This is a genomic window from Cupriavidus necator (genome assembly GCF_016127575.1).
GTDB classification, from domain to species: domain Bacteria; phylum Pseudomonadota; class Gammaproteobacteria; order Burkholderiales; family Burkholderiaceae; genus Cupriavidus; species Cupriavidus necator_D.
In genome coordinates this window covers 2,306,164-2,318,048 of record NZ_CP066018.1, presented here as the reverse complement: position 1 = coordinate 2,318,048, position 11,885 = coordinate 2,306,164, and the positions used below count along the sequence as shown (strand labels likewise).

General features: G+C 67.2%; 9 protein-coding genes and 1 tRNA gene. 9 read left to right on the top strand and 1 reads right to left on the bottom strand.

Translation table 11 applies throughout. The annotated features are described in order from the left end of the window. The first annotated feature begins 95 nt into the window (after window positions 1-95). The 4 genes from I6H87_RS10835 (at window position 96) to I6H87_RS10820 (ending at window position 4,447) form a co-directional block, all read left to right on the top strand. A complete protein-coding gene (locus I6H87_RS10835) occupies window positions 96-1,037 on the top strand; it encodes a CysB family HTH-type transcriptional regulator (RefSeq protein WP_010814948.1) in 942 nt (313 codons plus the stop codon). Window positions 1,038-1,121: 84 nt separating this feature from the next. Further along, window positions 1,122-2,285, top strand: a complete 1,164-nt coding sequence (locus I6H87_RS10830; protein ID WP_010814949.1) for a methyltransferase — start codon at window positions 1,122-1,124, stop codon at window positions 2,283-2,285. 94 nt (window positions 2,286-2,379) lie between these two features. After that, entirely contained in the window at window positions 2,380-3,537 is a 1,158-nt protein-coding gene (locus I6H87_RS10825; protein WP_037023635.1) for an ABC transporter substrate-binding protein, read from the top strand. Between the two features lie 28 nt (window positions 3,538-3,565). Then, window positions 3,566-4,447 carry an NAD(P)-dependent oxidoreductase gene (locus I6H87_RS10820; RefSeq protein ID WP_010814951.1) on the top strand — a complete coding sequence of 294 codons (882 nt, stop codon included), beginning with the start codon at window positions 3,566-3,568 and terminating at the stop codon, window positions 4,445-4,447. Between the two features lie 22 nt (window positions 4,448-4,469). Here the strand turns inward: I6H87_RS10820 and I6H87_RS10815 are convergent, their stop codons facing one another. Continuing rightward, a complete protein-coding gene (locus I6H87_RS10815; protein ID WP_011615953.1) occupies window positions 4,470-5,390 on the bottom strand; it encodes an alpha/beta hydrolase in 921 nt (306 codons plus the stop codon). Window positions 5,391-5,539: 149 nt separating this feature from the next. Here I6H87_RS10815 and I6H87_RS10810 point away from each other — a divergent pair. From I6H87_RS10810 to I6H87_RS10790, 5 genes are all read left to right on the top strand, one after another. Beyond that, window positions 5,540-5,624 (top strand) — tRNA-Leu (locus I6H87_RS10810). Between the two features lie 194 nt (window positions 5,625-5,818). Further along, window positions 5,819-6,562 carry a metalloprotease LoiP gene (gene loiP, locus I6H87_RS10805; RefSeq protein ID WP_010814953.1) on the top strand — a complete coding sequence of 248 codons (744 nt, stop codon included), beginning with the start codon at window positions 5,819-5,821 and terminating at the stop codon, window positions 6,560-6,562. A gap of 488 nt (window positions 6,563-7,050) precedes the next feature. Beyond that, a complete protein-coding gene (gene aspT, locus I6H87_RS10800) occupies window positions 7,051-8,736 on the top strand; it encodes an aspartate-alanine antiporter (protein ID WP_010814954.1) in 1,686 nt (561 codons plus the stop codon). A 94-nt stretch (window positions 8,737-8,830) separates the two neighbouring features. Then, window positions 8,831-10,456, top strand: a complete 1,626-nt coding sequence (locus tag I6H87_RS10795; protein WP_010814955.1) for a bifunctional aspartate transaminase/aspartate 4-decarboxylase — start codon at window positions 8,831-8,833, stop codon at window positions 10,454-10,456. A gap of 568 nt (window positions 10,457-11,024) precedes the next feature. Continuing rightward, complete coding sequence (locus I6H87_RS10790) at window positions 11,025-11,885, top strand: cytochrome b561 domain-containing protein (protein WP_011615954.1); 861 nt, start codon at window positions 11,025-11,027, stop codon at window positions 11,883-11,885.

Genomic DNA, 11,885 nt, shown 5'->3' with positions numbered 1-11,885 from the left:
GGCTGGCCATTAATTAACAAAGTTCGAGAATCGTAATAAACTGGCCTCATACCTCAAACTAATAAGAAGTTGTTTGTTTATACGAACCCAGATATATGAACCTGCACCAGTTTCGCTTCGTGCGTGAGGCCGTCCGGCAGAACTACAACCTGACTGAGGCCGCCAAAGCGCTCTACACGTCACAACCCGGCGTGTCCAAGGCCATCATCGAGCTGGAAGAAGAGCTGGGCGTAGATATCTTTACCCGCCACGGCAAGCGCATCCGCAGCCTGACCGAGCCCGGCCGCCGCATCCTGAGCTCGGTCGAGAAGATCCTGCAGGAGGTGGAAAGCCTGAAGCGCGTCGGTATGGACTATGCGGCACAGGATCAGGGCAACTTCACCATCGCCACCACCCACACCCAGGCGCGCTACGCCCTGCCGCGGGTGATCAGCGAGTTCACCAAGCGCTACCCCAAGGTGCGGCTGTCGATCCAGCAGGGCAACCCGGCGCAGATCGCCGACATGCTGCTGCACGACCAGGCCGATATCGGCATCGCGACCGAAGGCATCTCCGCCGACAAGAACCTCGTGTCGCTGCCGGGCTACCAGTGGACCCATATGGTGATTACGCCACCCGAGCATCCGCTGCTGGACAAGAAGCACCTGGCGCTGGAAGACCTGATGGGCTACCCGCTGATCACCTACGATGCCAACTTTGCCGGCCGGACCAAGATCGACAAGGCCTTCGCGCTGCGCCACCTGGAGCCGGACATCGTGCTGGAGGCCATCGACGCGGACGTGATCAAGACGTACGTGGAGATCGGGCTGGGCGTGGGCATCGTCGCCGGCGTCGCCTATGATGCCGAGCGCGACCGCAACCTGCGCGGCATCTCGGCCGGCCACCTGTTTGGCAGCAACGTGACGCACCTGGCCGTCAAGCAGGGTGCCTACCTGCGCAGCTTTGTCTACACCTTCATCGAGCTGTTCTCGCCGACGCTCAACCGCAAGCTGGTTGAGCAGGCCATGTCCGGCGAACACGAAGCCTACGAACTCTGAGGACGGCCCGCCGCCTCTCCCTATATAAAAAGCAAACCCAACCATGCATCTGCTGCCCATCACGCCCTGCCGGCCGGAGGCCCTGTGAGCGACCTGCCCCGCATTCACTGGACCGAGGACGGCATCGAGCGCAGCGCCGCCTGGCGCTCTGAAGCCGGCCTGCCGCCGCCGCGCCGCGTGATCATCGCCGACGACACCACCAGCGCCGACACCGCCTACCGCCTGGCCTGCGAGGGCACCGCGCTGCTGTGGCGCGGCGACTTCCAGAACGCGCGCCAGCTGCTGCACGCGCTGGCCCGCCGCACCGAGCGCAAGCCCAAGAAGGCCAGCCGCCCCGGCCAGAAAGCCAGGGACAAGGCCAAGGGCGGGGCCGCTTCGCCAATCGAGGCCTTCAACCTGCACCGGCTGGCCCAGTCGCAGCGCGCCCGCACGCTGGGCATGCTGCTGCTGCCGTTCGAGGCCAGCCACGAGGTGCCGCTGCGCCGCGCGCCGGATGTGCGCGACGCCTGCGAACAGGTCTACGGCCCGGCCAGCGAGCCCTACGTGGCGTCGATGCGCGAGTTGCTGGGCATGATCGGCGCCTATGAATGGCGCAAGAAGGGCGTGGAGATCCCGGCGCTGGAAGACCGCATCCACCCCTGGTACGGCGTGTTCTCGCCGGTGCGCGGCGAGTATGTCGACCTGGTCGCGACCGAGCCGCTGCCGGCCAAGACCCTCGCCTTCGATATCGGCACCGGCACCGGCGTGCTGGCCGCGGTGCTGGCCCGCCGCGGCGTGCAGCGCGTGGTCGCCACTGACCAGGACCCGCGCGCGCTGGCCTGCGCGCGCGAGAACATCGCGCAGCTTGGCTACGCCGGGGAGGTCGAAATCGTGCAGGCCGACCTGTTCCCCGAAGGCCGGGCGCCGCTGGTGGTGTGCAACCCGCCCTGGGTGCCGGCCCGGCCCAGCTCGCCGGTCGAGCGCGCGGTCTACGACCCTGACAGCGCCATGCTGCGCGGCTTCCTGCAGGGGCTGGCCGAGCATCTGGCGCCGGGCGGCGAAGGCTGGCTGCTGCTGTCGGACCTGGCCGAGCATCTCGGCCTGCGCCCGCGCGAGGAACTGATGGGCTGGATCGACGCCGCCGGGCTGAAGGTGCTGGGCCGTTCCGATATCCGCCCGCGCCACCCGCGCGCGACGGATGCTGCCGACCCGCTGCACGCGGCGCGTTCCGCCGAGGTGACCACGCTCTGGCGCCTGGGCGTGCGCTGACCGGCACGGCCGCGGCGGGGCGCAGGCGTGCCCCGGCGGCCGAGTTCGGCTATCCTTCCCGTCACATATAAGAACGGAGGAGACCATGCTGACAATGCCCCTGCGCCCCCTGCTGCTGGCCGGCGCCCTGCTCTTCACCAGCGCCGCCGCGCATGCCGACATCCGTGTCGGCATCGATGTGTCCACCACCGGTCCGGCGGCCTCGATCGGCATCCCCTCCAAGAACACCGTGTTGATGTGGCCCCAGACCCTGGGCGGCCAGAAGGCGCACTACGTCATCCTTGACGACGGCACCGACCCGGCCGCGGCGGTGCGCAACGTGCGCAAGCTGATCTCCGAGGAAAAGGTCGACGTGATCGTCGGCCCCAACATCACCCCTACCGCCATCGCCGCGCTCGACGCCGTGGCCGAGGGCGAAACCCCGATGGTGGCACTGGCCGCCTCGGCCTCCATCGTCGAGCCGCAGACCGACGCCAAGCGCCGCTGGGCCTTCAAGATGCCGCAGAACGACTCGCACATGGCGACCGTGCTGACCGAGTACATGAGCAACCACGGCGTCAGGACCGTCGGCTTTATCGGCTTTGCCGACGCCTACGGCGAGAGCTGGTGGCGCGAGTTCTCGAAGCTGGCCGAGGTGCGCAAGATCAAGGTGGTCGCCAACGAGCGCTTCTCGCGCAACGACACCTCGGTGACCGGGCAGGTGCTCAAGCTGATGGCGGCAAACCCGGACGCGATCCTGATCGCCGGCGCCGGCACGCCGTCCGTACTGCCGCAGAAGACGCTGGGCGAGCGCGGCTACAAGGGCAAGGTCTACCAGACCCACGGCATCGCCACCTGGGACTTCCTGCGCATGGGCGGCAAGGATGTGGAAGGCACGCTGTTCCCGACCGGGCCGGTGGTGGTCGCGCGCCAGCTGCCCGAGAGCCACCCGGTGCGCAAGGTGGCGCTGGACTTCGTCAACCGCTACGAAAGCAAGTACGGCGCCGACAGCGTCACGCAGTTTGCCGGCGACGCCTGGGGCGCGTGGATGCTGCTGGACGACGCCGCCCGCCGCGCGCTGAAGACCGGCGCCCAGCCCGGCACGCGCGACTTCCGCGCCGCCATGCGCGACGCGCTGGAAGCCACCACCAACCTCACCATCCCCAACGGCGTGATGAACCTGAACCCGAAGGACCACCAGGGCTTCGACCAGCGTTCGCGCGTGATGGGGGTGATCCGCAACGGCAAGTTCGCCTATGCGGGCGATAAGTAGCCCGCCGCATCAAGAAAGGAAGCATGGCATGAGCACCACTCTCACCCCCACCACCGTCGCCTTCATCGGCCTGGGCGCCATGGGCTCGCACATGGTCCGCCACCTGCTGGCCGCCGGCCACACCGTGCGCGCCTTCGTGCGTCGCCCGGAAGCGGCCGAGGCCGCGCGCGCGCTGGGGGCGGAGCCCTTCTTCACTCCGGCTGAAGCGGCGCGCGGCGCCAGCGTCGTCTTCACCAACGTGACCTCGTCCGAAGACGTGCGCGAAGTGCTGCTGGGCGAGCAGGGCGTGATCCACGGCGCCGCGCCGGGCACCATCTGCGTGGACCACAGCACCATCTCGCCGATCGTCACGCGCGAGATCGCCGCGGCGCTGGCCGCGCGCGGCATCGAGGCGCTGGACTGCCCGGTCTCGGGCGGCACCATGGGCGCCGAGGCGGGCACGCTGACCATCATGGTCGGCGGCAAGCCCGAGATGCTCGAGCGCGTACGCCCGCTGCTGCAGCAGCTGGGCAAGACCATCACCCATATCGGCGACCACGGCGCGGGCCAGGTTGCCAAGCTGTGCAACCAGATCGCGCAGGTGGTCAATATCGAAGGCATTGCCGAGGCCATGCGTTTTGCCGCCGCGCAGAACGTCGACACCGGCCGCGTGTTCGAAGCCATGGCGACCGGCATGGCCGGCAGCCGCATGCTCGACCTGATGGGCCCCAAGATGGTGGCGCGCAACTTTGCCGCCGGCATCGAGGCGCGGCTGCACGACAAGGACTTCGGGCTGGCGCGCGATATCGCCGAAGAAATCGGCCTGGACCTGCCCGCGATGCAGGCCACCTCGGCGCAGCTGCGCACGCTGATGGCCAACGGCTGGGGCAAGGACGACACCTCGTCGCTGCTGCGCGTGCTGGAGGGCTGACGCCCTCGCGCCCGGTGCGCGCTCAGCGCTCCATCAGCCGCAGCACCGCGCGCGTCAGGGCACCGTCCGGGCTGGCAAAGCCGTCCAGCACGTTGAAGTGATGGCAGTCCGGCAGCACCAGGTCGCTTGCGGCCGGATGCGCCACCTTGGCCGGCCACGCCGCGCGGATCAGCGCGTGCTGGCGGTGGTATTCGGCGGCCTCGAGTTCCCCCACCGCGATCGCCAGCGGGGCACCGCTGGCCGGCGGCATGTACGCGGGCGACAGCCGCGCGACATCGTCTTCCGAGAACCGCAGGTCGCGCTGCAGGAAGGCAGCGCGCCGCAGCGGCTCCATGTCGTACAGCCCGCTGACCGAGAGCCCGCCCTTGACCAGGTCGGCCGGCAGCTCCGCGCCCAGCTGCGGCCAGCGCGCGGCCATCAGCATCGCCACCAGGTGGCCGCCGACGGAATGCCCGGCCAGGAAGAGCTTGTCCGGATCATGGCCCAGCCGGTCCGCCTGCCGGTACAGCCAGGCGACGCTGTGCAACACCTGCCGCACGATCTCCGGCACCGTCACCGCAGGCACCAGCGTGTAGTTCACCACCGCCACCGACACCCCCAGCGCCGGCAGCGCGCTGGCAACAAAGCTGTGGTCGTGCTTGTCCAGCGCCCGGTAGTAGCCGCCGTGCACGAAGACCAGCAGCGGCGGCAGCGCCCCGTTGGCCCGCTGCGCGGGGAAGTAGTCCAGCGTCTCGTCCTGCGCATGGCGCGAGTCCTCGCCGGCATAGCTCAGGTCCGCCAGATAAGCGCCGCGTGCGCGCACCCCGGCGGACCACTGCGCCCAGCGCGCCATATGCACGGCGTTGTCCGGCACATTGGCGCGGTTGTTGTATTCCCGGTCATAGAAGCCGGGGTCCTGCGAAGGCAGGCTGGCGAGGCGCGCCAGCGAAGCTTGGTCGGTCATGGCAGTCGGGGGTGGTCGGGACGATGGGCGAGTGAGAGGCTGGGCGCCATGCTACCGGATTTGCGCAGCCGCGCACTGGTTGTCCGACGACGGGATTTCCGGCATAATTCCCGGCTCAGCACGGTGCCGGTTCCGGCGCCATACACCCTGCCCGGGTGGTGAAACAGGTAGACGCAGGGGACTCAAAATCCCCCGCCGCAAGGCGTGTCGGTTCGAGTCCGACCCCGGGCACCATCGGCTTCTTCCCGACTAGTTCCCAGCATTGCCTCCGTGGTGCCATCTCGGCCGCGGGTCGGCGCACGCCTCCTGGCCTCGGACGTGCCCCGCCAGCCACTTTGCCTGAGCGCCTGTCGGACGGCGCCCACTGGCGCGCCCTCGCCCGGCTACCTATCCTATGGCATTGCCAACCCCCTTTCCCGGAGCGAACCATGAAGCGACTCGCCCTTTCCGCCCTCGCCTGTTCCGCGCTGCTGGCCGGCTGTGCCGGCGCCAATATGGAAAGCCTGACGCAGGCCGGCGGCAGCCTCTTTACCGCCGCGACGCTGTCGGACAGCAACGTCAAGATGCTGTCCGACCAGTCCTGCGCGGAAATGGACCAGAAGAACACCATCGCACCGGCGGACAGCACCTACGCCAAGCGCCTGGCCAATGTGATGAGCGGGCTGGGCAACACCGGGCTGCCACTCAATGCCAAGGTGTATGTGACCAAGGACGTCAATGCCTGGGCCATGGCCAACGGTTGCGTGCGGGTCTACAGCGGCCTGATGGACTTGCTCAGCGACGATGAAGTGCGTGGCGTGGTGGGCCATGAAATCGGCCATGTGTCGCTGGGCCATACCAAGGCCGCGATGCAGGTGGCCTACACCACGGCTGCGGCGCGCGGGCTGCTGGGGTCGACTGGCGTGGCTTCGCTGACGGCGCTATCGTCGTCGCAGATCGGCGCGCTCGCCGAGCAGTTCGTCAATGCGCAGTTCTCGCAGCGGCAGGAAACCGCGGCCGACGACTATTCGTTCGACCTGCTGACCAAAAACGGCGCCAACCGCCAGGCCCTGGCATCGGCGTTCCGCAAGATGTCGACCCTCGATGGCGGACAGTCGAGCATGCTCAGCTCGCACCCGGGATCGCTGGAGCGCGCCAAGCATATCGAAGCCCGCCTGGCCGGCGGGCGCTGACAGCGGCGCATTTGCCCTTGCCGCCGCACCCGTTCGGGTGAGGCGGCACCTCCCTCCCGACTGCCCCGCTTCACTTCCCTCGCGCACCGCTCCCGACATCGTTTCCACACTCGCGCGGCCATGCCCGCGGCGCGTTGACTGCGCTTAATTCGCCGACAAAAGCTTTCACTACGCTGGCCGGAAACCGGCGGAGATAATGCCTCACGCTGCATTAACGCGGTTGATGCGGTCGCGCCACTGCATGCGCGATCCGCGGCGCCAACGCTGCACCTGCCAGCTGCGGTGTGCGCGCCGCCACCGTGATTGCCGTGATCGCCATGATCACCTTCATGCCCGAAGGACACGCCCCCGCGCCATGGACATGCCCCGCCTCCGCTCGCCCCGCACCCGCAGTCCTGCGCTGCCCCGTCCTGCCCTGAATTTCCCGCACCCCCGCAATCCGATGCAACGACTCACCCAACCCGCATCACTCGCTTCAGGAGCCTTCGATGGAATGGTTGCATGAGATTTTCCAGAAGTCGCCCGAATCGGCGCTGTTCCTTGCGCTGTCGGTCGGCTACGCCATCGGCAAGATCACCTTCGGGCGCTTCCAGCTAGGCGGCGTGGCTGGCTCGCTGCTCGCCGCGGTGGTGATCAGCCAGGTCGGCGTCGAGATCGACAACGGCGTCAAGGCCGTGATGTTCGCGGTGTTCATCTACGCGGTGGGCTATGAAAGCGGTCCGCAGTTCTTCAACTCGCTGAACCGCAGCTCGCTGCGCGAGATCGCCATGGCGGTGTTCATGGCGGTGTGCGGCCTGGTCACGGTGGTGGTGCTGGCCAGGCTGTTCCACCTCGACAAGGGCCTGGCCGCTGGCCTGGCCGCCGGCGGCATGACCCAGTCGGCGATCATCGGCACTGCGGGTGATGCCATCACCAAGCTGGGCTTGCCGCCCGACCAGGTCAAGACGCTGCAGGCCAATGTGGCGATCGGCTATGCCGTGACCTATGTGTTCGGCTCGCTGGGCGCGATCATCGTGTGCGTGAATATCCTGCCGCGCTTCATGAAGTCGGACCTGAAGACCGACGCCAAGAAGATCGAAGCCCAGCTCAGCGGCGGCCTGCCGCAGTACGGGCCGGGCCAGCGCGGCGCCCTGCCGCGCCTGGTGGGCCGGATCTTCCGCGTGACGGGCGCGGCCGGCAAGACCGTGTCGCAGATCGAGATCGGCGGCGAGGACCTGGTCACCGTGGAAAAGGTGCAGCGTGGCGGCAAGCCGCTGGACGTCAAGCAGGACCTGGTGCTGCAGGCCGACGACCTGGTGCTGCTGGTGGGCCGGCGCGATGCCATGGTGCCGACTGCCGCGCAAATCGGCGAGGAAGTGGCCGATGCCGAGGGCATGGGCGTGGTGATGCAGTCGCGCAACCTGGTGTTCACGGCCAAGGGCATGAACAACATGACCGTGGCCGAGATCGTCGACACGGTCGGCCGCGACGTGCGCCACGGCGTGTACATCGAGCGTATCGAGCGCTTCGACCATCCGCTGCCGCTGCTGCCCGACCTCAAGCTGCAGCACGGCGACATCATCACGCTCTACGGCACCCCCGCCGACACCAAGCGTGCCGCCGAGATCGCCGGCTATGAGCTGGTGCCCAGCGAGAAGACGGACTTCGTCTACTTCGGCGCCGGCGTGCTGGTGGGCCTGCTGATCGGCCTGCTGGTGTGGCGCGTGGGTGCGATCCCGCTGACGCTCGGCGCCGGCGGCGGCGCGCTGCTGTCGGGCCTGGTGTTTGGCTGGGCGCGGTCCAAGCACAAGATGTACGGAGCGATGCCGACCGCGGCCTGCCAGCTGCTGAAGGACTTCGGCCTGGCCGCGTTCGTGGCCATCGTCGGCATCAACTCCGGCCTGCAGGCGGTGACCACGCTGCGCCAGAGCGGCCTGACCATCTTCCTGCTGGGCGCGGTGGTGACGCTGCTGCCGCTGTTCCTGACCATGCTGTTCGGCCGCTACGTGCTGAAGTACGACAACGCCGCCGTGCTGGCTGGCGCGCTGTCAGGCTCGCGCAGCGCCAACCCGGCCTTCGGCGGCATCCTGGACAAGGCCGAAAGCCCGGTGCCGACGGTGCCGTTCGCCATCACCTATGCCCTGGCCAACGTGCTGCTGACGCTGCTGGGACCACTGGTGGTCGGGCTCGTCTAGCGCGCGTTTCCTTCGATATCCCTCCTGCTGCGCGGGCATTCCCTCTCCACCGGCCCGCCAGCCCTACCGACAAGCGTCCACACAGGAGCAAGCCATGAGCAAGTTCGATATCTCCAAGCTGTCCAGCCTCTCCCCCTTCGAGCTGAAGGACGAGCTGATCAAGCTGGCCAGCAGCGACGCGGAACGCCTGATGCTGAACGCCGGCCGCGGCAATCCCAACTTCCTCGCCACCGTGCCGCGCCACGGCTTCTGGCAACTGGGCCTGTTTGCCATGCGCGAGTCCGAGCGCTCGTTCTCCTACATGCCCGAGGGCGTGGGCGGTTTCCCACGCCGCGAAGGCATCGAGGAACGCTTCAACCTGTTTGCGCGCGAGTTTGCCGACACCCCGGGGGTGAAGTTCCTCGCCGGAGCGGTGTCGTATGTGCGCGACCAGCTCGGCCTGAGCGCGGGTGATTTCCTCTATGAAATGTGCGAAGGCATCCTGGCCTGCAACTACCCGGTGCCGGACCGCATGCTGAAGCTGTCTGAGGTCGTGGTCGGCCAGTACATCCGCAAGGAAATGATCGGCGACCATCCGTTCATCGGCGATTTCGATCTGTTCGCGGTTGAAGGCGGCACCGCGGCGATGACCTACCTGTTCAACTCCATTCGCGAGAACCACCTGCTCACGGCCGGCGACACCATCGCGCTGGGCATGCCGATCTTCACGCCGTATATCGAGATCCCGGAACTGAACGACTACCAGCTGGTGGAAGTGTCGGTCAATGCCGATCCCGAGTCGCACTGGCAGTATTCGAAGAAGGAGCTCGACAAGCTGCGCGACCCCAAGGTCAAGGCCTTCTTCCTGGTCAACCCGAGCAACCCGCCCTCAGTGCGCATGAGCGACGAAAGCCTGGAGTACCTGGCCTCGATCGTCAAGGAGCGCCCGGACCTGATCATCCTGACCGACGACGTCTACGGCACCTTTGCCGACAACTTCGTCTCGCTGTTCGCGATGTGCCCGAAGAACACCATCCTGGTGTACTCGTTCTCCAAGTACTTCGGCGCGACCGGCTGGCGCCTGGGCGTGATCGCCACGCACCGCGACAATATCTTCGACCTGCAGATCGGCAAGCTGCCCGACGTGCAACGCCAGCAGCTGAACCAGCGCTACAGCTCGATCACCACCGAGCCGCAGAAGCTCAAGTTCATCGACCGCCTGGTGGCCGACAGCCGCACGGTGGCGCTGAACCACACGGCCGGCCTGTCGACCCCGCAGCAGGTGCAGATGGTGCTGTTCTCGCTGTTCTCGCTGATGGATACGCCGGACAACTACAAGAACGCGATGAAGCGGCTGATCCGCAGCCGCAAGGCCGCGCTGTACCGCGAGATCGGCATCGCGCCGGAAAGCGACGACCCGAATGCCGTGGACTACTACACGCTGCTCGATATCGAGCAGCTGGGCGGCAAGGCGATCGGTCCGGACTTCGTCAAATGGGTGATGAACTCGGTCGAGCCGAACGAATTGCTGTTCCAGCTGGCCGATGAGGCAGGCGTGGTGCTGCTGCCGGGCCGCGGCTTCGGCACGCGCCACCCGTCAGGGCGGGTGTCGCTGGCCAACCTGAATGAAGCTGACTATGCCAAGATCGGGCGCTCGATCCGCAAGTTGTTCGAAGCGTATGTGGAGAAGTACAACGCGGCGACGGGGAGCAAGGCCGACAAGAATGTCGTGAAGAAATAGGCCTTCGCTGGCGTGGCTCGCAGCCCGGCTTCAGGCCGGGCTTTTTTGTTCAGTGTTGCGTTATGCCGGGGCCGAGATGCGATCAAACCCTCAAGCGGATCCTGCGCCCGATGACACCGCAACGTTTTCCAGAATCCCCAAGCGATAACCTGAGGTAAATCGGAGATTCGATCATTTGATTAGAAGCATATTCCAGCCATTGCTATAGTTGTCTCCACTTTCCTGCGCGCAGGCCATTGGCTCTGCAGCAGGCTCAAGCCGCATTCTGGTTGCGCGGCGCCGCCAATTACCCATTCCAATAAGATCACCGCCCTTTGAAAGGGCGGATGGAGACATTCGGTCATGCAAGCTGCTGTCCCACTCAGTTCAGGCGTATCACACGCGGCGCCGTTGCTGGCCGCCGCAACCGCCATCTAGCTGCGCCCGTCCCGCCAGACAAGGGTGGCGGCACAACACCGGCCACAGCGTGTCGCCAGCACGCGGGCGATCCCGGTATAGCGAAACCTCGCCACCGCTATCCACCCTCTGTCCCATTCAAAGGAATTCTCCGCGCATCAGGAGATCGGAAATGCCACCTGCGCTTCCCGCGGCCGTGCGCTGGATATTGCCGCTCGGCCTCACGCTTTGCCTCTGCATTCTCGGCGCGCGGGCCGCGCCCGGCTGGCCCGCGCAATGGCTGAGCCGCCCGATTTCCGGTACCGCCGCCGCGCACCACGTCGTGCCCTGGGTAGCCTGGCATGGGCGCCTGATGGTGCTCAGCTGGGGACTGTTGCTGCCGCTCGGCATCCTGGTCGCCCGCTTCTTCAAGGTGACGCCGTCGCAAGCCTGGCCTGCCGTGCTCGATCGCAAGACCTGGTGGCGCGCCCACTTGTGGATGCAGGGCAGCGGCGTTGCGCTGATGTCGGTGGGCGTGCTGCTGGTCCTGGGCCACGGCGGCGGCATGCCCGATACGCTGGCGCGCTGGCACCACCTCGGCGGCTGGGCACTGGTGGCCTGCGCCGCGCTGCAGGTAGGCGGCGGGCTGTTGCGCGGCAGCAAGGGCGGGCCCACCAGCAACTGCCTGCGCGGCGACCACTACGACATGAGCGCGCGCCGGGTGGTGTTCGAGTGGCTGCACAAAGTCATTGGCTGGAGTTCGCTGCCGCTTGCCATCGCAACCATCGGCATCGGCCTCGCGCTGGCCGATGCGCCGCGCTGGATGCCGCTGCTGCTGGGCGCCTGGTGGCTGACGCTGGCGGCGCTCGCGCTGGCATTGCAGCGCGCGGGCTTCTGCATCGACACGTATCAGGCGATCTGGGGCCCCGATCCCAGGCACCCGGGCAATCGACGACGGCCCATCGGCTGGGGCATCACCAGCTTTCCCTCACAGCCGGCATCGTCGTCCGGCACGCACCGGCCGCAGGCGTGGCCGGCTGAACACAAGGATTAG